This is a genomic window from Burkholderia sp. 22PA0099 (genome assembly GCF_047497165.1).
Taxonomy (GTDB): domain Bacteria; phylum Pseudomonadota; class Gammaproteobacteria; order Burkholderiales; family Burkholderiaceae; genus Burkholderia.
Genome location: NZ_CP163165.1, coordinates 3109572 through 3129611 on the forward strand (window position 1 = coordinate 3109572; position 20040 = coordinate 3129611).

The 20040-nt window shown below is 69.5% G+C and carries 22 protein-coding genes; 4 read left to right on the plus strand and 18 right to left on the minus strand.

The features are described 5' to 3' along the window. Positions 1 to 14 precede the first annotated feature (14 nt). The 6 genes from leuE to gloB all read right to left on the minus strand — a co-directional run bounded on the left by leuE (position 15) and on the right by gloB (position 6258). On the minus strand, positions 15 to 692 hold the full coding sequence (gene leuE / locus AB4851_RS29265) for a leucine efflux protein LeuE (RefSeq protein ID WP_414449872.1): 678 nt from the start codon (positions 690 to 692) through the stop codon (positions 15 to 17). A 23-nt stretch (positions 693 to 715) separates the two neighbouring features. Continuing rightward, complete coding sequence (gene carA / locus AB4851_RS29270) at positions 716 to 1861, minus strand: glutamine-hydrolyzing carbamoyl-phosphate synthase small subunit (RefSeq protein ID WP_414449873.1); 1146 nt, start codon at positions 1859 to 1861, stop codon at positions 716 to 718. A gap of 341 nt (positions 1862 to 2202) precedes the next feature. Further along, on the minus strand, positions 2203 to 3441 hold the full coding sequence (locus AB4851_RS29275; RefSeq protein WP_414449874.1) for an MFS transporter: 1239 nt from the start codon (positions 3439 to 3441) through the stop codon (positions 2203 to 2205). A gap of 143 nt (positions 3442 to 3584) precedes the next feature. Continuing rightward, positions 3585 to 5156 (minus strand): transglycosylase SLT domain-containing protein, encoded by a 1572-nt coding sequence (locus AB4851_RS29280; RefSeq protein ID WP_414449875.1) that lies wholly within the window; start codon positions 5154 to 5156, stop codon positions 3585 to 3587. Further along, on the minus strand, positions 5092 to 5289 hold the full coding sequence (locus AB4851_RS29285) for a hypothetical protein (protein WP_414452006.1): 198 nt from the start codon (positions 5287 to 5289) through the stop codon (positions 5092 to 5094). The genes AB4851_RS29280 and AB4851_RS29285 overlap by 65 nt, the downstream gene beginning before the upstream one ends. Before the next feature lie 162 nt (positions 5290 to 5451). Continuing rightward, complete coding sequence (gloB, locus tag AB4851_RS29290; RefSeq protein ID WP_414449876.1) at positions 5452 to 6258, minus strand: hydroxyacylglutathione hydrolase; 807 nt, start codon at positions 6256 to 6258, stop codon at positions 5452 to 5454. Between the two features lie 19 nt (positions 6259 to 6277). On the opposite strand from gloB, the gene AB4851_RS29295 reads away from it, so the two are divergent. The 3 genes from AB4851_RS29295 to dnaQ all read left to right on the plus strand — a co-directional run bounded on the left by AB4851_RS29295 (position 6278) and on the right by dnaQ (position 8348). Next, a complete protein-coding gene (locus AB4851_RS29295) occupies positions 6278 to 7090 on the plus strand; it encodes a class I SAM-dependent methyltransferase (protein WP_414449877.1) in 813 nt (270 codons plus the stop codon). Beyond that, positions 7087 to 7536, plus strand: a complete 450-nt coding sequence (rnhA, locus tag AB4851_RS29300) for a ribonuclease HI (RefSeq protein WP_414449878.1) — start codon at positions 7087 to 7089, stop codon at positions 7534 to 7536. The genes AB4851_RS29295 and rnhA overlap by 4 nt, the downstream gene beginning before the upstream one ends. A gap of 80 nt (positions 7537 to 7616) precedes the next feature. Then, complete coding sequence (gene dnaQ, locus AB4851_RS29305; protein WP_414449879.1) at positions 7617 to 8348, plus strand: DNA polymerase III subunit epsilon; 732 nt, start codon at positions 7617 to 7619, stop codon at positions 8346 to 8348. A 22-nt stretch (positions 8349 to 8370) separates the two neighbouring features. Here dnaQ and AB4851_RS29310 read toward each other — a convergent pair whose 3' ends face one another. Then, positions 8371 to 8703: a YnfA family protein gene (locus AB4851_RS29310; protein WP_414449880.1), complete on the minus strand. Its 333-nt coding sequence runs from the start codon at positions 8701 to 8703 to the stop codon at positions 8371 to 8373. Between the two features lie 596 nt (positions 8704 to 9299). Between AB4851_RS29310 and proP the strand changes: the two genes are divergently transcribed. Continuing rightward, a complete protein-coding gene (gene proP / locus AB4851_RS29315; protein ID WP_414444550.1) occupies positions 9300 to 10781 on the plus strand; it encodes a glycine betaine/L-proline transporter ProP in 1482 nt (493 codons plus the stop codon). Between the two features lie 171 nt (positions 10782 to 10952). Here the strand turns inward: proP and AB4851_RS29320 are convergent, their stop codons facing one another. The 11 genes from AB4851_RS29320 to mdcA all read right to left on the minus strand — a co-directional run bounded on the left by AB4851_RS29320 (position 10953) and on the right by mdcA (position 19903). Next, a complete protein-coding gene (locus AB4851_RS29320; protein WP_206127117.1) occupies positions 10953 to 11159 on the minus strand; it encodes a hypothetical protein in 207 nt (68 codons plus the stop codon). 136 nt (positions 11160 to 11295) lie between these two features. Then, positions 11296 to 11925, minus strand: a complete 630-nt coding sequence (locus tag AB4851_RS29325) for a glutathione S-transferase family protein (RefSeq protein ID WP_414449881.1) — start codon at positions 11923 to 11925, stop codon at positions 11296 to 11298. Positions 11926 to 12030: 105 nt separating this feature from the next. Continuing rightward, positions 12031 to 12885 (minus strand): alpha/beta fold hydrolase, encoded by an 855-nt coding sequence (locus AB4851_RS29330; protein ID WP_414449882.1) that lies wholly within the window; start codon positions 12883 to 12885, stop codon positions 12031 to 12033. A 93-nt stretch (positions 12886 to 12978) separates the two neighbouring features. Further along, on the minus strand, positions 12979 to 13542 hold the full coding sequence (locus AB4851_RS29335; protein ID WP_414449883.1) for a hypothetical protein: 564 nt from the start codon (positions 13540 to 13542) through the stop codon (positions 12979 to 12981). A gap of 183 nt (positions 13543 to 13725) precedes the next feature. After that, complete coding sequence (mdcH, locus tag AB4851_RS29340; protein ID WP_414449884.1) at positions 13726 to 14658, minus strand: malonate decarboxylase subunit epsilon; 933 nt, start codon at positions 14656 to 14658, stop codon at positions 13726 to 13728. Then, on the minus strand, positions 14655 to 15521 hold the full coding sequence (mdcB, locus tag AB4851_RS29345; RefSeq protein WP_414449885.1) for a triphosphoribosyl-dephospho-CoA synthase MdcB: 867 nt from the start codon (positions 15519 to 15521) through the stop codon (positions 14655 to 14657). Before mdcB ends, mdcH begins: the two co-directional genes overlap by 4 nt. Further along, positions 15518 to 16264, minus strand: coding sequence for a malonate decarboxylase holo-[acyl-carrier-protein] synthase (gene mdcG, locus AB4851_RS29350; protein ID WP_414449886.1), 747 nt, complete (start codon positions 16262 to 16264; stop codon positions 15518 to 15520). Before mdcG ends, mdcB begins: the two co-directional genes overlap by 4 nt. Next, a complete protein-coding gene (mdcE, locus tag AB4851_RS29355; protein WP_414449887.1) occupies positions 16239 to 16955 on the minus strand; it encodes a biotin-independent malonate decarboxylase subunit gamma in 717 nt (238 codons plus the stop codon). The genes mdcG and mdcE overlap by 26 nt, the downstream gene beginning before the upstream one ends. Next, on the minus strand, positions 16942 to 17865 hold the full coding sequence (locus tag AB4851_RS29360; protein WP_414449888.1) for a biotin-independent malonate decarboxylase subunit beta: 924 nt from the start codon (positions 17863 to 17865) through the stop codon (positions 16942 to 16944). Before AB4851_RS29360 ends, mdcE begins: the two co-directional genes overlap by 14 nt. Then, a complete protein-coding gene (gene mdcC, locus AB4851_RS29365) occupies positions 17862 to 18179 on the minus strand; it encodes a malonate decarboxylase acyl carrier protein (RefSeq protein WP_414444541.1) in 318 nt (105 codons plus the stop codon). The genes AB4851_RS29360 and mdcC overlap by 4 nt, the downstream gene beginning before the upstream one ends. Positions 18180 to 18256: 77 nt before the next feature. Beyond that, complete coding sequence (gene mdcA, locus AB4851_RS29370) at positions 18257 to 19903, minus strand: malonate decarboxylase subunit alpha (RefSeq protein WP_414449889.1); 1647 nt, start codon at positions 19901 to 19903, stop codon at positions 18257 to 18259. Between the last annotated feature and the right edge of the window lie 137 nt (positions 19904 to 20040).

A 20040-nucleotide genomic window follows, 5' to 3' on the forward strand; every position in this document is an offset into this window, starting at 1 on the left:
GGCGGCGGAGTCGGTCATCGGAGCGTCGCGAACGCGAGCTTGAGGCCGAAGCCGATGAACAGACTGCCCACGCCGCTCGCCGCGCCCGCCGCGAGCTTGCGGCGGCGGCGAAACTGTTCGGCAAGACGCGCGCCCGCGAAGATCAGCGTGCTCAGGTACAAAAAGCTCGCGAACTGCGAGATCGCGCCCAGCACGACGAACGACACCACCGGATACCGGTAGGTCGGATCGACGAACTGGATGAAGAACGAAATGAAGAACAGGATCGCCTTCGGGTTCAGCAGGCTGACGATCAGCGCCTTGCGGAACGGCCGTTCGCCGTCCACCGGGCGGGCGTTGGCGGCCGGAGCGCTGGCGAGGGGCGTGCCGTTGCGCGCGGCGCGCAAGGCCTGCCAGCCGCTGCGCAGCATGTTGAACCCGATGTAGAACAGATAACCGGCGCCGCCGTACTTGACGACCGAGAACAGCAGCGGGTTGGCCTTCAGCAGCGACGCGACGCCGGCCGCCGACAACACCATCAGGACGGTGTCGCCGACGAACACGCCGCACGCGGCACGATAGCCGGCCTTGACCCCGCGCTGCGCCGCGAGCGACAGCACGTACATCGAATTCGGGCCGGGCAGCAGGATGATGAACACCACGCCCACGACGTAGGTCCAGAAATCCGTGATCCCGAGTGCATGACCGAACATGATGCGCCGTCTCCGTTCTTCGCTCAGGCGCCGTGCGCCTTGGCCTTGTCCATCAACGCCGTGAAGCGATCGAACAGGTAGCCGATATCGTGCGGGCCGGGCGAGGCTTCCGGGTGGCCCTGGAAGCAGAACGCCGGCTTGTCGGTCAGCTCGAAACCCTGCAGCGTGCCGTCGAACAGCGAGACGTGCGTCGCGCGCGCGTTGGCCGGCAGCGAATCGGCATCGACCGCGAAGCCGTGGTTCTGCGACGTGATCACCACGCGGCCGTCGGTCAGATCCTTGACCGGGTGGTTCGCGCCGTGATGGCCGGTTTTCATCTTCAGCGTCTTGGCGCCGACCGCGAGGCCCATGATCTGGTGGCCGAGGCAGATGCCGAAGGTCGGCACGCCGCGCTCGATGAATGCCTTGGTCGCCGCGATCGCGTAGTCGCACGGTTCCGGATCGCCGGGGCCGTTCGACAGGAACACGCCGTCCGGGTTCAGCGCGAGCGCGTCGGCCGCGCTGGCCTGGGCCGGCAGCACCGTCACGTCGCAGCCGCGTTCGGCCAGCATGCGCAGGATGTTGTACTTCACGCCGAAGTCGTATGCGACGACCTTGTAGCGCGGCGCGGTCTGCTCGCCGTAGCCGCCTTCGAGGCGCCATTCGGTCTGCTTCCAGGCGAACGGTTTATCGGTCGAGACGACCTTGGCCAGATCCATGCCGGCCAGGCCCGGGAACGAACGCGCCAGCTCGATCGCCTTCGCTTCGTCGTCGGAGCCGGCCAGGATGCAGCCGCCCTGCGCGCCCTTGTCGCGCAGCACGCGGGTCAGCTTGCGGGTATCGATGCCGGCGATGGCGACCACGCCTTCGGCGCGCAGGTAGGCGTCGAGGGTCTGGTCCATGCGGAAGTTCGAGGCGAGCACCGGCAGGTCGCGAATGATCAGGCCGGCTGCGTGAACCTTGGTGGCTTCGACGTCTTCGCGGTTCACGCCGACATTACCGATGTGCGGATAGGTAAGCGTGACGATCTGCCGCGCATAGCTCGGGTCGGTCAGGATTTCCTGATAGCCGGTGATCGCGGTATTGAACACGACTTCGCCGATCGTATGGCCGGGCGCGCCAATCGAATAACCGCGAAACACCGTGCCGTCGGCGAGAGCGAGCAAAGCGGGAGAAAAAGACGGCAACACGGGAGGCTCCTTGGGGGACACCCTTGCTGCCGACCTGTCGACCTGCCGCTGGCCGGTTCGCCTCTCGGGAGGCGGTCGCCGGCGCTCGCTCGGCTCACCCGGAAGACGCGCCAGGAACGCGCGCGCTGGCTAAAAGCGCGGGCTGCATTCGGCGGCGTCGCGTGCCGGGCGGCAGGCGGCGGAAGACGGGGATTTGGAGGTAGGCGCTAGGGTGCGGGGTTGAATTGCGCAAACCTTCAAATTATAGCGTGAAACCCCGACTATCTCAAATCTGACTTACCCGGCATTGTGTGACAGGGGTTTGACAGGCGGCCCGGAACACCCGCCCTGCCCGCCCCGGCTCACGATGCGCCCGGTTCGACGCCGGTTCGCGCCCGCCCCGGCCGCCCCGGCAATACGTACCAGATCGCGCCGGCGATCTGCAGCGCCACCAGCACGCCCCACGCCACCAGATGGGCGGCGCGCGGGTAGTGCCCGCCCTGCGTCGGCCATTGCGACAGCACCGCGCCGACCCCCAATTGGAAACCGAAGATCAGCACGAAGATCACCAGCGTCAACGTGGTGTTCGCACGGCCGATCAAGTGAACGGGGAAATGCTCGGCCAGAATCGCGTAGCTGAGGATGCCGATGCCGCCGAACGCGCCGTAGGCGGCCCACAGCACCACCGCCGGCAGCGGCGCGCCGAGCATGATCGCGATCTGGGTCAGCACGAAGCAGCCCATGCCGATCCCGCAGAACGCGTAGACCGACACGCCGTGCCCTTCCAGCCAGCGCGCCGCCACGCCGGTGCCCACGCTGCCGGCCATCATCGCGAGACCGATCACCGAAACCAGCGCCGCCGCCTCGTGCGGCGCGAAGCCCATCACGTCGCGCATCCAGGCGCCCACCCACAGCGACTGCATCGCATAGAACACGCCCTGCGTCACCACCGAGAACGACGCGATCTTCCAGAACGCCGGGCTGCACAGGATGTGCCAGGTGCCCTTGAACTGGCTTGCGACGCTGGCCTGGCGGTGGGTGCGCGCGGCATCGGGCGCGCCGAGCCAGATCAGCGCAGCGACCGCCACGGTGAACACCGCCAGCGCCGCGCACACGGCGCGCCAGCCCATGAAGCCGAGCGTCCAGGCCAGCGGCGAGCCGACCGCCACGCCGCCGAAGCCGCCCACCGCCATCACGAAGCCGTTGACGAGCGGCAAGCGCGCCAGCGCGAACTGCTCGGCGATCGCCTTGAACGCGGCGCCCAGGCAGACCGACACGCCCACCCCGATCAGCAACCGGCCGGCCATCATCGCCGCGATGCCGTGCGCCATGCCGAACACGGCGATGCCGGCCGCCGCGAACAACAACATCGCGGCCGTCACGCGGCGCGGCCCGAAATGGTCGAGCAGAACGCCGGCCGGAATCTGCGCGCCGGCGAAACCCAGGAAATACAGGCTAGTCAGCAGGCCGAGATCGGCGGCCGACAGCCCGAGGTCGTGCGTGATCAGCGGCGCGAAGCCGAGATTGACGCCACGAAACACATAGGACACGAAATAACCGAGCGAGAACAGCACGAACACGCGCAGCTTGATGGACGACATAGGCACCTCGAAACCACCGCCCGCGCTCGCGAACGGCCAGGCAAACGAAAACGCCGTCACCTCGGTGACGGCGTGGGAGCGGGATCATAAGCGACGCGCGGCGAATCGGGCGAAAGCCCCTCGCGCGCAGCGACCGATTCGCGTTATTTCTTGTTGGTTTTGCGCGAGGCGGACTTGGCGGCCGGCTTGCTGCTGCGAACCGGCTGCTTGGCGGCGGCCTTGACCGGCGCGCGGCGCACGGCCTTGCCGCCCGAGCGCAGGCTGGCGCGCTCGATGCGGGCGCCGCCCGTCGTGGTGGCGATCCGCTCCGGCCCCGGCTCGGCCGGCACCGCACGGCCCACCGGCACATGCAGCACCATGGTCTGGCCCGGCATCACCATGTCGCGGCGCGTGCGGTTCCAGGCATGCAACTGCCCGACCGACACGCCGTAGCGGCCGGCCAGCGACGCCATCGTCTGCTTGCGGCGCACCCGGATCAGCATCTTGCGCGTGTCGGGCACATCCGCTTCCATGGCCAGCGCGCCGTTCTCGGCCACGTCGGCGCTGATGTCCTCGTCGTCGTCGTCGGCGCGCGGCACCACGATCGTCGAACCGGGCTTCAGGCGCATGCCGGCCGGAATCTTGTTGACGGCCATCAGCGTATCGGCGTCCACGCCGATCTTCTCGGCGATCGCCGCCGGGCGCGCGCGCTCGGTCACCGTGTAGGTGGTCCACGACGACAGCTGGCCACCGTACGACTTCAGGCCCTTCTCGAACTGCGATGCGTTGTCGAACGGCAGCAGGATTTGCGGCTGCGTCGCACCGACGATCACCGGCTTCGAGAACGACGGGTTCAGCGCCTTGAATTCCTCGAGCGACAGGCCCGACAACTGGGCGGCCATCTTGACGTCGATGTCGTGCGACGTGGTGACCGTCACGAAATACGGGTGGTTCGGGATATCGGGCAGCGTCAGGCCGTATTGCTGCGGATTCGCGATGATGTTCTTGACCGCCTGGAGCTTCGGCACGTAGTTGCGCGTCTCGTTCGGCATGCGCAGGCTTTGGTAGTCGGTCGGCAGGCCGGCCGCCTGATTGCGCGCGATCGCGCGCTGCACGTTGCCCTCGCCCCAGTTGTACGCGGCCAGCGCCAGATACCAGTCGCCGAACATGTCATGCAGGCGCGACAGGTAATCGAGCGCCGCGCTGGTCGAGGCCAGCACGTCGCGCCGCTCGTCCTGCCACATGTTCTGCTTGAGGTTGTAGGTGCGGCCCGTGCCGGGAATGAACTGCCACATGCCGGCCGCCTTCGCCACCGACAGCGCCTGCGGGTTGTAGGCCGATTCGATGAACGGCAGCAGCGCCAGCTCGGTCGGCATGTTGCGCGCCTCGAGCTCCTCGACGATGTGATAGAGGTACTTCTGCGAGCGCTCGGTCATGCGCTGCACGTAATCGGGACGCTCCGTGTACCAGGTGGTCTGCATGTCGACGAGGTCGCTCTGCAGGTCCGGCATCTGGAAACCACGGCGAATGCGCGCCCACAGATCGGAATCCTTGGTCGTCAGGTCGCCAACCGACTGCTTGTCGACGTCGACGGTTTCCTTCGAGGTGGCGGACTTGCGGAGAAAATCGGAGGCGGCCTGCGGATTGGAAGCGGCGGCGGCGGCGGGGACGTCAGGCCCGGGGCTCGCACAAGCGGCCAGCAACAGGACCAACATCGCACTGATCAGAAATCGCATGTAAATCTCGGCTTCCAACGGCTGAAAATTGCAGGCGATAGTAAGGTGGCCCGAGCATCGCGTCAATAAAAACGCCGAAAAATGCCAATAAATCCGGTATTTGGGGCGCATTCTCCAGATTCAGCTTGAGCATTGGCTGAATCGAATCAGGCAGTTTCTGATGGCCGTCGCCCGATCATGCGCCGCTTCGCGCCATCGAAACATTGAGAATTGTTGCGCGCGGGCCGCCGGCCTCGCGAGGCGGCGGCCCTACGCGAAGACAGGTCGGGAACAGCGGCAGCGGATAGTGGAACGATCAGCGGAAGCGGTTCTTCCACTCGCGCATCATCGTGAAGGCGGCCAGCCGGTCGGCCGGCGCCTCGTGCAGCTCGGCTTCGAGCATCGCGGCGATCGCCGGGCTGTCGGCGCGCAGGAACGGATTGACGGCACGCTCGTGGGCGATGGTGGTGGGCAGCGTGGGCACGCCGCGCGCGCGGCGCGCCTGGGCGTCGTCGCGCCAGGCGGCCAGCGCCGCGTTGTCGGGCTCGCACGCGAGCGCGAAGCGGATGTTCGAGAGCGTGTATTCGTGCGCGCAGTGCACCTGGGTTTCGCCCGGCAGCGCGGCCAAGGCGTCGAGCGAGGCCAGCATCTGCGCCGGCGTGCCCTCGAACAGCCGGCCGCAGCCGCACGAGAACAGCGTGTCGCCGCAGAACAGGTGCGGCGCGCGGTTCGCCGCGCCGGCGGCCTGGTAAAACGCGATGTGGCCGCGCGTGTGGCCCGGCACGTCGAGCACCGTGAATTCGAGCGCCGGCTTGCCGATCGCCACGCGCGCGCCGCCCGCGAGCGGCACCGTGACTTGCGCGATGTCCTCGCCGGCCGGGCCGTAGACGGGCACCGGGCCGCCCTGCTTCGGGTCGTCGAGCAGCGCGGCGACGCCGCCGACGTGGTCGGCATGATGGTGGGTGAGTAGAATAGCGGCTAGCCGCCAGCCCCGCGCATCGAGATACCGACGCACCGGGGCGGCGTCGCCCGGATCGACGGCGATCGCGTCGCTGCCATCCGACACGAGCCAGATATAGTTGTCATCGAATGCCGGTACCGGCACGTATTCCAGCTCGTTCATGGGCGCGCACTCAATCGATATGTCAGACCGTCCGATTATAGACTGGCCCGCCTGGAGCGCTTCGCCGCCCGGCCGCTACGTGCTCGAGTGGGAACAGGCCCAGCTCGACCGCGTGGTGTCCGACGTGTTCGGCTTCCACGCCTTGCAACTGGGCCTGCCCCAGCTCGATTCCCTGCGCGAGAACCGCATGCCCGGCCGCGGGCTGGTGCTCGACCCGGCCAGCGGCGCCAGCGCGCCGTTCCGCTTTCCGTGGGCCGGCGACCCGCCCGGCCCGCATCACGCGCCGGTCGGCCGCAGCACCGTCTGGTGCGACCTGCTCGACCTGCCGTTCGAATCGCAGAGCGTCGATCTGATCGTGATGCCGCACACGCTCGAATTCACGGCCGATCCGCACGGCCTGCTGCGCGAAGCCGAGCGCGTGCTGATGCCGGAAGGCCGGCTCGTGATCACCGGCTTCAATTCATTGAGCCTGTGGGGCGCGCGGCAATCGGTCGGCCGCATCGCGAAACGCCCGTTCGTGCCGGGGGCGCGCGATCCGATCGCCTTCATCCGCCTCAAGGACTGGATGAAGCTGCTCGGCTTCGACATCGAGCGCGGCCGCTTCGGCTGCTATCGCCCGCCGCTGGTCACCGACAAGTGGATGTCGCGCTACGCCTTCATGGAAGCGGCCGGCGACCGCTGGTGGCCGATCTTCGGCGCTGTTTACATGGTCACGGCCGTCAAGCGGGTGCGCGAGATACGCCCGGTCGGCCCGATCCGGGTTCGCAAGCCGGCGCGTGCGCCCGCGCTCGCACCGGCCGCGGCCCCTACCACCCATCAAGAGCATTCATGACGTTGCAATCGATCGATATCTATACCGACGGCGCCTGCAAGGGCAACCCCGGCCCCGGCGGCTGGGGCGCCCTGCTGCGCTTCGGCGACCAGGAAAAGGAACTGTTCGGCGGCGAGCCGGGCACCACCAACAACCGCATGGAGCTGCTCGCCGTGATCAAGGCGCTCGAAGCGCTCAAGCGCCCCTGCCAGGTGGTCGTGCATACCGATTCGCAATATGTGCAGAAAGGCATCAGCGAATGGATTCACGGCTGGAAGAAAAAAGGCTGGGTGACGGCCGCCAAGACGCCCGTCAAGAACGCCGATCTCTGGAAGCGGCTGGACGAACTGGTCGCCGGCCACGAGATCGAATGGCGCTGGGTCAAGGGCCACGCCGGCCACGCCGAGAACGAGCGCGCCGACGCGCTCGCCAATCGCGGCGTCGATTCGCTTTCGCAGCAGGCCTGAGCGGCGGCACGCGCCGCGCTCCCCTGCCGCTTCGTCTTCGTTACCGCCGGCCCGCGCGCCGGCCTCACTGAATCACCGACATGCGCCAGATCATCCTCGACACCGAAACCACCGGCCTGAATGCCCGCACCGGCGACCGCATCATCGAAATCGGCTGCGTGGAAATGCTGAACCGCCGGCTGACCGGCAACAATCTGCACTTCTACGTGAACCCCGAGCGCGACAGCGACCCGGGCGCGCTGGCCGTGCACGGCCTGACCACCGAATTCCTCAGCGACAAGCCGAAATTCGCCGAAGTCGCCAACGCGATCTGCGATTTCGTGCGCGGCGGCGAGCTGATCATCCATAACGCGCCGTTCGACATCGGCTTTCTCGACGCCGAATTCGAGCGCCTGAAGCTGCCGCCGCTGCTCAAGCACTGCGACGGCGTGATCGACACGCTGGTGCAGGCCAAGCAGATGTTCCCCGGCAAGCGCAATTCGCTCGACGCGCTGTGCGACCGCTTCGGCATCAGCAACGCGCACCGCACGCTGCACGGCGCGCTGCTCGACTCGGAGCTGCTGGCCGAGGTTTATCTGGCGATGACGCGCGGCCAGGAAAGCCTGGTGATCGACATGCTCGGCGATGGCGACGACGAAGGCGGCGCGGGCGGCGGCTCGCGCGTCGCGCTGGCGTCGCTCGCGCTGCCGGTGCTGACCGCCAGCGACGAGGAACTGGCCGCGCATCAAACCCAGCTCGACGAGCTCGACAAGTCGGTCAAGGGCACCTGCGTCTGGCGCAAGGAAGCCGAGCCGGCCACGCCGGCGGCCTGACCCGCCGCGCCCGCGCCATCCTTCAGCCGCGCGGCTGAAGCGCAATCACCGCCATACCGGCCAGCGCCAGCACGGCGCCGGCCGTATCCCAGCGTGTCAGCGGCACGCCGTCGACCACCCGCAGCCAGCCGAGCGCCACCGCGATATACACGCCGCCGTAGGCCGCGTAAGTCCGCCCCGCGGCCGACGGATGCAGCGTCAGCAGCCACGCGAACAGCGCCAGCGATACCGCCGCGGGCACCAGCAGCCACGCGCTGCGCCCCTCCTTGAACACCTGCCACGGCAGATAGCAGCCGACGATCTCGGCGAGGGCGGTGAGAACGAACAATCCGGCGATCTTGATCAGGTCGGGCATGGGTCGGAAAACGGATTCGAGGGCCACTCGCGGCGGCGAATATTGACGAGGGAAACCGGACGGGAACGGACGCTGCAACGCGCCCGCGCGCATCGCCAGCGCCGTGCCGGCACCGGCCGGATTATCTCCCGCCAATCCCCCACCGGGCGGGGCTGTGCCGGCAATTTGCACGATCTCCTGCGATCGTGGTACTATAGCCGCTCTTTCATTTATCTATTTCGTTCATTCTGTTTGAGCAGCGAGCGTTTGCGGAATTCCCGCCACCGTCTCGTCGCACGAAATATCGATCACAGGCAGGCAGCCGTTTTCGGCCCACCTGCTTCGTTTCAGCGCCCTTTCCAGGGTTCGTTTCCGGTCGCCGGCGCCACGCCGCGCACCGGTCGTCGTCGGTCCCCCTTGTCAGGCCAGCCCGGCGGCAATCTCATGAGCGCATCGACGCGGCGGCCACTGGCGCGCCGCACGCGGCCCCGTCCGATCTCGGCGTCTTCGTGCGCCCGACGTTCCGTGCTGCCACGCCGCTGCGCTCCTCGGCAAACCGTGGCGATGCTCGCGCCTTCCGGCAACGCGCATCGTCCGCTGTCAAAGGAGCCTTCACCTTGACTGCATCACACGTCAGCCCTTCCGCTGTCTCCGCGTCGTCCAGCGACGCCCCCGTCACCGTCAACGACATCACCGTCGTCGATCAGTCCCTGCTGAAACGCGCCGTACGCGCCATGGCCATCGGCAATGCGATGGAATGGTTCGACTTCGGCGTCTACAGCTACATCGCCGTCACGCTCGGCCAGGTGTTCTTCCCGTCGAGCAACCCGTCCGCGCAGTTGCTGGCCACCTTCGGCACGTTCGCGGCCGCCTTCGTGGTGCGCCCGATCGGCGGCATGGTGTTCGGCCCGCTCGGCGATCGCATCGGCCGCCAACGCGTGCTCGCCATGACCATGATCCTGATGGCGCTCGGCACGTTCTCGATCGGCCTGATCCCGAGCTACGACTCGATCGGCATCCTGGCCCCGATCCTGCTGCTGGTCGCCCGCCTCGTGCAGGGCTTCTCGACCGGCGGCGAATACGGCGGCGCGGCCACCTTCATCGCCGAATTCTCGACCGACAAGCGCCGCGGCTTCATGGGCAGCTTCCTGGAATGCGGCACGCTGATCGGCTATGTGCTCGGCGCGGGCGTGGTCACGCTGCTCACGGCCGTGCTGCCGCACGACGCGCTGACCTCCTGGGGCTGGCGCGTGCCGTTCCTGGTGGCCGGCCCGCTCGGTCTGATCGGCCTGTATATCCGGATGAAGCTCGAGGAAACCCCGGCCTTCAAGCGTCAGGCCGAACTGCGCGAGGCGCAGGACAAGACCATGCCGAAGGTCAAATTCCTCGACATGCTCGTCAAGCACCGCAACGCGATGCTGCTGTGCGTGGGCCTCGTGCTGATCTTCAACGTGACCGACTACATGGTGCTGTCGTATCTGCCGAGCTTCCTGTCGTCGACGCTGCATTTCAACGAGACGCACGGCCTCGCGCTGGTGCTGCTGGTCATGGTGCTGATGATCCCGATGACGATCGGTGCAGGCCGCCTGTCGGACGTGGTCGGCCGCAAGCCGGTCATGCTGGCCGGTTGCGTGGGCCTGCTGGTGCTGTCGATCCCCGCGCTGATGATGATCCGCACGGGCGAGATGCTGCCGGTGTTCGGCGGCCTGATGATCCTCGGCGTGATGCTGTCGTGCTTCTGCGGCGTGATGCCGTCGGCGCTGCCGGCGCTGTTCCCAACCGAGATCCGCTTCGGCGCGCTCGCGATCGGCTTCAATATCTCGGTGTCGCTGTTCGGCGGTACGACGCCGCTGGTCGCGGCCTGGCTGGTGGAACGCACCGGCAACCCGATGATGCCGGCGTACTACCTGATGGGCGCCGCCGTGATCGGTGCGATCTCGGTGCTGGCCCTGCGGGAAACGGCCCGCCAGCCGCTGGCCGGTTCGCCGCCGGCCGTGGCATCGCGCCGCGAGGCGCATGCCCTGGTTCGCGAACTGCGCGAACAGGCGGAAGAAGATAACAACGACGCTTACCATAGCGTATCGGCGGCCCGCGCTTAAGCCACTTCGGCCACTTCAGCCACTTTAGCCGGCTCAAGCCCCCCGCCGTTCCCGACGCCGCGCCAGCTCGCCAGAGCCGGCGCGGCGTTGTCATCTCCGGGCGCCCAAAAACGAACACCCCCGCCGAGGCGGGGGTGTGGGCGTGTCCGGCGCCGGGTGACGCGGCGCGCTTCAATGCGCCGTGCAACCGCCGTGCCGGCAGGCCATGCAGGTCACGAACGAGCGCGAACGCTCGACCACGGCCCGCATCCCGCGCCCGGCCACCACGAACCCGACCTGGCTCAGGTTGAAGTCGTGCGTCACCATCAGTTGCATCAGCGACACCATCGGCAGCACGACGGACGGGTGATACAGACGATTTTCGATGAGGGTTCGCATGACGGGCTCCGACGGGACGATGAACTGACCCGACGAATTCTACGAACCGGCAGCCCGCGGATAAATGGGCTGCACACGAAGTCAGTTGTTTGCCTGCGCGAACAATCGGTGGCAACCCTAGGTTTGCCGCCCCCGCTCAGTCGGGCGGCGTGCTGACGAACTCCGGCAGTTGCTCGGCGCGCGCCGACAGCGCGGCGATGGTCGGGAAGCGCTGCGCATCGAACAGCGCCAGATCGCGCTGGTGGGCGCGCTCCGCCTGCGTGAAGCGCCACGCCACGGCCACCGTCACGTCGGCCTGGGTGATGCGCTCGCCGAGCAGCCAGCCGGTGGTGCCGAGAATGCGCTTCTCGAGCGCGCCGTAAGCGGCGTCGACCTGCTCGACCAGGCGGTCGAGCCACGGCCGATGCACCTTTTCGTCGGGGCGCATGTTGTTCTCGTACACCACCTGCACCGTCTTCTCGGCGGCGACGAGTGCGAGGCCGATCAGTTCGATCGAGCGCAACCGCGCGGCCGCGTCGTCGGGCATCAGCCGTTTGGACGGCTCGACGAGGTGATCGAGATAGTCGACGATGAGCGACGAGTCGAGCACCATCGTGCCGTCGTCGGTCAGCAGCGTCGGCGCTTTCACGACCGGGTTCACGGCCTTGAACTGGTCGAAATGACGAAACACCGACAGCGGCAGGTGCTCGAACGACAGCCCGAGCAGCTTGGCGGACACGGCGCTGCGGCGAACGTACGGGGAATCCAGCATTCCAATCAGCTTCATCTGACACTCACTCTGGTTGAGGGCGGGACCGACGACTGTAGCAGCCTCGCGTCACATCACGCCAGCGTCAGCGTCGATCGTGAGGAGATATCGCGCGCCGCCCGTTCAGCGTGCGCCGAACCAGGCGGCCAGCGACGGCCAGAGCGCGCGATTGTCGTCGCGGAAATAGCCGACCGCGCCGATCGGTCGTTGGCGCGGGTGCGGCGCGAGGGTACGGAATTCGACCTCCGCGGCGGTGAAGCGCCGGTGCAGCGCGGCCACGGCGGCGGGCGGCGCGAACGGGTCGTCCTCGACGGCATAGGCCAGCAGCGGGCCGCGATAGGCATCGAAGCCGGCGCGCATTTCCCGGCCCGCCGCCGCCACGCGGCCGCCCGGCCCCCGCCCGCCGGCGGCGCAATCGAGCGCGATGCCGGCCGGCACGTCGGCTTCGGCGCCGAGCAGGCGGCCCGGCACGCGCGTCATGAAGCGGCCGGCCAACGGCAGCGCCACGTAGGTGGCGAACGCAAGCGCGACGCCCGCCGCGCCACGCGCATCGCCGCAATAGCCGGTGCCGGCGGCCACCGTCGCGATGCCGGCCAGCCGCCCGAGGTTCGGCGCGAGGCCCAGCAGGCGGCCGCCCGTCGCATGACCGAGCGCGAACAGGCGCGCCGCGGGCGCGTGGGTGGCCAGGCAATCGAGCGCGGCGGGCAGATCGGCTTCGCCCCATTGGCGCAGCGTCACGCGATCGGTGTCGGCCACCGCCGTGCGCGAACCGCCGATGCCGCGATTGTCGTAGCTGAGGACCGCGAACCCGGCTTCGGCCAGGCTGCGCGCAAACGCGTCGTAGCGCACGCGCGGCATGCCGAGCGCGCTGTTGATCAGCACCGCCCGTTCAGGGTTCAGGTGGGGAAGATAGAGCGAGCCCGTCAACGGTCGTCCGTCGCGCGCCGCGAACTGGAGAGTTTCGACCGTGATCGCCATCGTCTGCCTCGTCGTGGAAGCGGCTATTGTGCAAGCGAACGACGCGGGCCGCTACCTCGATCGCTGCGCGGTTTGAGGTGTTTGGGTTACGCGTCAGCGCGCCCCGGCTGCCACGCGATACCACTGCCAGAACGTACGTGTATAGGCCTGCGCCAGTTGCGGCACGTCGCGGAACACGTTCAGCGCACGCACGGTCATGGCGCCATCACCGGCGGTGGATGGGCCGCGGCCGTGGGCGGGCGGCGTGACGGCGGTGTCGATCGCCACGGCGTCGTCCGCCACGATGAACGGCGTGCGCGTCGCGCCGGCCCGGCGCGCGAACGCCACGTCGATGCCCGATTCGGCCAGAAACGCCGCGCCGCTGTAGCGCGCGGCCGGCGCCGAGCGGTCGAGCACCACGCGCACCGCCACGCCGCGCCGGCGTGCCTCGCACAAGGCCGAGGCCAGCGCCGGCGACACCGAGGCATACCCGGCCACCAGCACGCGCCGGTGTGCGCCGTTCACCAGTTCGGCCGCCACGCCGAAGGCGTCACCGACATGCGCGAAATAGGCGCTCGCCTCCCCGCCGACAAAGGGCGCGGGCAGCGCGGAAACGGCTGGCGAAGCAAGGGCGAGCGCCGCGCAGGACAGCGCGGTCAGGTAGGCGTGTGGTCTCATCGGGCGCGTATTGTAGTCACGCCGATCGGCCCCGCAAGTGGTTTCTGAGAAGCGTGGCGCGGCGGCGACGAACGCGCGTTCGCGGTGCGGAAAATCGCGTCCGGATCAGGCGCGGAGCGAGCCGCCGAACGGATTGATCGGAGGATTATCGAAGGCGGGCGAACCGTGCCGTTCTTGATGAATTCAGGCCGCGTCGAGCTTCGCCAGCCACGCGGCCAGCCCGTCCCACGAGCGGAAATCGGCCACGCTGCGCGCGGGAACCGCCGGATACGCGCCGGCAGCCATCTCGGCCAATGCGCGGCCCGGCCCCAGTTCGAGGAACGCGCTCGCGCCGGCTTCGACGCAGGCCGCGAGGCATGCGGCCCACTCCACCGGCTCGGCGATCTGCCGCGCAAGCTTGTCGAGGCCATCGCCCACATCGAGCACCACGGCGCCGTCGATGCCGCTGAACAGCCGCGTGCCGGCCGCGCCACGCCCGACGCTCGCCTGCCCGAGCGCGGCGCGAAACACCGGCACGGCGGCGGCCAGCCGTGGCGTGTGCGACGCGATCCGCACCGGCACCTCGACCACGCGCGAGGCGCCATGCGCCTGCGCCTCGCCGGCCAGCGCGGCCAGCGCCTCGGTGGTGCCGGCCAGCACGCAGGCCTCGCCGGGGTTGACGATCGCCACCGCCGCGTCGTGCCCGGTGCACAAGGCATCGAGCGTCGCGCGCGGGAGGCCGCGCACGAACAGCATGCCTTCGTTGCCCGCGCTCGCCGCGTCCATTGCATCGGCGCGCGCCGCGATCAGGTCGAGCGCATCGCGCGCGTCGAACCGGCCCGCCACATGCCACGCGGCGATCTCGCCCACGCTGTAGCCGGCCACGCAGCGCCGCCTCGGCAACAGCGGCGCGAGCCGAGCGTACACGGCCAGCGCATGCAGCGTGCACAAACGCTGCGCCGCGCCGTTCTCGCGCAGCGCATCGCGGCCGGCCTCGCGCACCCAGTCGCGCGGATCGCCGCCGAACCAGCGCGACGCGTGCGCGAACAGCGGCGCGGCGGCCGGATCGTCGCCGATCAGGTCGAACATGCCGGGGCCTTGATGACCCTGGCCGGAGCACAGGAGCGCGAGCGTCATTGCGGATCGAGCCCGTCGGCGAACAGGCTCATCGCGAGCAGGTCGGCCGTGCCGCCGGGGCTCAGCCGCCGCGCGACGAACGCGCGATGCACGGCGGCGGCCTGCTCGCGCCAATCGTCGGCGCCCACGCCGCCGCGTGCCAGGAAATCCCGAGCGGCCTGCTGCGCGAACGCCAGGCCGGCCTCGCCGCCGCGATGCAGCAGATTGGTGTCGTCGAGCGCCGCGATCAGTGCGAAGCAGGCCTGCACGCGCGCCGCCTCGGCGTGGCCGGGGCGCAGCGCCCGCGCGGCGCGCAAGGCCGGCACGCCGATCGCGTAGACCGCCGGAAAGCCGTTGGCCGCCTCGCCGCGCGCGCCGCCGACGCCGTAGCGGCGGATCGCCCGCTCGCCGTGGCTGTCCGACGGACGCGGGCCGCCCAGGATCTCGTCGCCCCATTGCGCGGCAACGCACGCGCCGAGCGTAAGCGCCGGCACCGGTTCAGCGGTCGCTCGCCAGCCCGCCGCCGCGCACAGCAGGCCGAGCCCGAAGATCGCGCCGCGATGGGTGTTCACACCGCCGGTGGCGGCCAGCATCGCGTGCTCGGCGCGCAGGCCGATCCGGCGCAGCGCCGCCATCTCCGCCCGCGCCGCGCCGGCCCGCGCCAGTTCGGCCAGGAACGGGCGAATCGCGGCGGCGCTGCGCGCGAACGTGGCGGCATCCATATCGTCATGGCTGCCCCGATCGACATGGCTGACGAGGCCGGGTTTCGGCCAGGTCCGCACTTCGAGCCACAGGCAACGCTCGGCGAATTCGGCAATCGCGTCCGCGGCCTCGCGCGGCGACGGCTTCGCTTCGAACGCAGGCACCCGCATCGGCTGGATCATGCCGCCCCCTTCGCACCGTCGAGAAATTCGCGCGGCGACAGCAGCACCACGCCAGCCGAGGTCTTGGCGACGATCTCGCCGCGCTCCGCCAGCGCCGTACGCAGTTCGCGCCAGTTGGCGCCCGCGCCGTCGGCCCGAATCACTTCGCCGTCGATGCGCATCGGGGCCTCGCCGCCATCGGCACCATCGGCACCATCGTCACCATCGGCCAGCGCAGCAACATCGTCGAGCAGCGCCGCGAGCGCCGCCTCGGCATCCGCGCCGATGGGCGCATCGAACAGAAGATCGAGATCGGAACCGGAAGACAGATAGGTCAGGCCCGTCATGGCCTGCCAGGCCAGGCTGCCGAATGCGCGGCAACCCACGTGATGCCGCCGCGCGATCGCATCGAGCCGATCGAGCGTGGCGCGCCAGTGCGCCGGCGCGGCCTCGCGCAACCGCGCAACGGCGGGCGGCGGCTCGACCGAGACGATCGCCGACTCGGGCACCACCACGCCGATGCGGCGCTTGCCCAGCGACGGCGGCAACGGCAAGCCGAGCGGCACACCGGCCGCGCCGGCATCGCACGGCCCGGCGCGCCGCACCATCAGCGGCCAGCCGCGCGCAGCCCACTCCCGTACCTCGGGCGGCGCGTCGGCCAGCGCCGGGTGGGCGGCCAGCACCTCGCGCCACGCATCGGGCGCGACGCGCACGACGCTATGACGGATCAAGCCGGCCTCAGCCGGCCGAGCGGGCGAGTTCATGAACGCGTTGCGCGATACGCGCGGCAGCCGGGCGGCCGCCGCGTTCCGCGCCGAGGCGATCGCGGCCGTCGGCGCGATCGGCCGGCGTATCGAACCACGGCGCCAGTTGCGCGCCGAGCGGCTGCGCCGGATCGAGCACGGCATCGACCGCGCCCGTTTGCGCCAGATTGTCGAGGCCCGGCGCGAACACGGCGGTCGATTTCGCCATCTCCTGCAGCACGTCGAGCGGCAGCTTGGTGACGCGCGAGATCGACGGCAGATCCATCACGGCCGGCTCCGCGCCCGGCAGCGCGACCAGCACGCGGGTGGCGAGCGCCGTCGCGATGAACGCGCCGGCCGCCGTGCCGCCATACAGCAGGCCGACGGTCGGATGGCCGCGCAGGCTCGCCAGCATCAGGCTCTTGGCCAGATGCGACAGGCATTCGTTGAGGCCGAGCAATTCGTCGCGCTTACTCATGCGCTGGCTCGCGCTGTCCACCAGCACGAGAATCGGCGTGCGATCACCACGGCGCACCACATCGAGCACGCGCGCCGACAGCCACAAGGCTTCGTCCACGCCGACGAACGCGCCGCCCGACACGCCGATCACGTCCACCGTGCGGCCGGCGATGGTGGCGCGGCCGGCCAGCAGGCCGTCGTCGCGCACCGCGACGTCATGGTCGAAGGAACCGAGAATCTCATCGAGCGTCATCGCGCGTCTCCTGAAGGCGGTCGGCCAGCGCGGCGAAGGCGTCGCCGGGCATGGCGGGAATGGCGTCGGCCTCGGCATCGGTCGCCCCGAGCCGGCGCCAGACGTCGCGTGCGTCGGCGCAATCGCCGAACGCCGCGAGGCGCGCTTCGAGCCGCGTCTGCTCGGCATAGAGCACCGCGAGGTCGAAGCCGTGGCGCACCGCGAGCAAATCGAGCGCGGCGGCGCGGAACGCCGGCAGCGTGTCGTCGACGAAGCGCTCGGCGCCGCCGATCAGCCGGCGATGCTTGCCGCCCATGGTGCGCCAGACCAGCGCGCGATCCTTCGAGTCGAATTCCTCGACGCCGCGATTCGTTTCGATCACCTCGGGCCCGGACACGCTGATGCGGCCCGGCTCCGACACCGCCAGCGCCGAACAGCACGCAGCGAGCAGGCCGCCGCCGCCGTAGCAGCCGGCGCGGCCGCCGATCAGCCCGATCACCGGCACGCCGGCCTCGCGCGCATCGACCAGCGCGCGCATCACCTCGGCGATCGCCAGTTCGCCCGCATTGGCTTCCTGCAGGCGCACGCCGCCGGTATCGAACAGGATCAGCACGGGCGTGGCCGATTCGCGCGCGGCGCGCAGCAGGCCGGTGAGCTTCGCGCCGTGGATCTCGCCGAACGCGCCGCCCATGAAGCGGCCTTCCTGCGCGGCCACCAGCACGGCGCGGCCATCGAGCGCGGCGCGGCCGACGATCATGCCGTCGTCGAACTGGCGCGGCAGCGTGAACAGCGGCAGGTGCGGGCTCATTTCGCGCTCGGCGGGCCCGATGAATTCGGTGAAGCTGCCGGCGTCGACGAGCCCGTCGATGCGTTGCCGCGCCGAGGCTTCGTACCAGCTCGCGCCGGCCGTGGCGAGGTCGAATCCGCTCATCGCTGGCCTCCCTCGATCGCACGGACCGCCTGCGCGAGCCGCAGCGCCACCGTATCGGGACGCGCGCCGCCGTCGTTGATCGAGAAGCGCAGGCCGCCCGGCGAGCGCCGCTCGACGAAATCGGCGACCACGGCCTGCCACACCTCGCCGAAGCCGGTGGCGGCGGTTTGAATATCGATCTCGCAGGCCGCGCCGGGCAGCACACGCTCGACGAGCACTTCGAGATTGCCGGACGCGACCACGCCGACCAGCGCCGACGCCGCATCCCCGCCCGCACGCTCGCGCGCGGTGTGAAGATAGTTGAGCTGTTCCATTCGATCTCTCCCGCCAGCCCGCTCGGGGCCGGCCGAAACGCGCACGGGGGCTCGACTGCCGCCCCGCGCGGCAGGGCTTACCAGTTGCGAAAGCGTGACGGCGGCGAATACAGGCCGCCGGACCAATGCACGAGGTCCTTCACCGAGCGCGCCGCGAGCAGGCGGCGGTCGGCATCGAGCGGATCGATGCCGAGATCCTCGGGGCGGCGGATCACGCCGCGCTCGCGCAGCCGCTCGACCATCTTGCGGTCGCGGCCACGGCCCACGTCCGTATAGCCGGCCACGCCGCGGATCGCATGCTCGCGCTCGTCGGCGTCGCGGCACAGCAGCAGGTTCGCGATGCCCTCCTCGGTCACGACGTGCGTGACGTCGTCGCCGTACACCATGATCGGCGCGAGATCGAGCGAGAGCTTGTCGGCCAGGCGCAGCGCGTCGAGCTTCTCGACGAACATCGGCACGTTCTTCTCGCCGAACGTCTCGCCGATCTGCACGACCAGCTTGCGCCCGCGCCGCAGCGCGGCCGGCGTGTGCGGATCGGCCTCGGCGCCGGCCTTCAGCCAGGGCTCGCTCGAATGGCGGCGCCCGCGTGCGTCGCTGCCCATGTTCGGCGCGCCGCCGAAGCCGGCGATGCGGCTCTCGGTCACGGTGGACGAATGGCCGGCCAGGTCGATCTGCAGCGTCGAACCGATGAACATGTCGCAGGCGTAGAGGCCGGCCGTCTGGCAGAACGCGCGGTTCGAGCGCAGCGAGCCGTCCGAACCCGTGAAAAAGATGTCGGAGCGCGCGCGGATGTAGTCGTCCATGCCGACTTCGGAGCCGAAGCAGTGGATCTGTTCGACCCAGCCCGATTCGATCGCCGGGATCAGCGTGGGATGCGGATTGAGCGCCCAGTGCGTGCCGATCTTGCCCTTCAGGCCGAGGCGTTCGCCGTAGGTCGGCAGCAGCAGTTCGATCGCCGCCGTGTTGAAGCCGATGCCGTGATTCAGGCGCTTGATGCCGTAGGGCTGGTAGATGCCCTTGAGCGCCAGCATCGCGGTAAGAATCTGGGTTTCGGTGATCGCCGCCGGGTCGCGCGTGAACAGCGGCTCGACGAAGAACGGCCGCCCGGCCTCCACCACGAAATGCACGCGGTCGCCCGGAATGTCGACGCGCGGCACGCGATCGACGATGCGATCGACCTGGGCGATCACGATGCCGTCCTTGAACGCGGTGGCCTCCACCACGGTGGGCGTGTCCTCGGTGTTCGGGCCGGTGTAGAGATTGCCGTCGGCGTCGGCGCTGACGGCCGCGATCAGCGCGACCTGCGGCGTCAGATCGATGAAGTAGCGCGCGAACAGTTCGAGGTAGGTGTGCACGGCGCCCAGCTCGATGCGCCCGCCGAACAGCAGCTTGGCGATGCGCTGCGATTGCGGGCCCGAGTAGGCGTAGTCGAGACGCCGGGCGATGCCGCGCTCGAACACGTCGAGGTGCTCGGGCAGCACGACGCCCGATTGCACCATGTGCAGATCGTGGATCTTCGCGCTGTCCACCTCGGCGAGCGCCGTGGCCAGCAGGTCCGCCTGCTTCTGGTTGTCGCCTTCGAGGCAGACCCGGTCCCCGGGGCGCAGCACCGCTTCGAGCAGCGCCGTCGCGTCCTCGGCCGCCACCCGTTTGCCACGCGCTAGCGGCGCGCCCGCCGCGAGGCGTGCGTCGCGGGCCTGCCGCGCCTGATTCCATCCCGTCATTGCGTCTCTCCTGCGATGCGTATCCGGTGCTGGCGATTGTATGCCGCGCCGTGCGGGCCATTGATGAAGTTGCCCAATGCCACTCAGAGGCCGCGCCAATCGATCGCGCGCCGCCCTCGGGCGTCTTGCCGTAAACT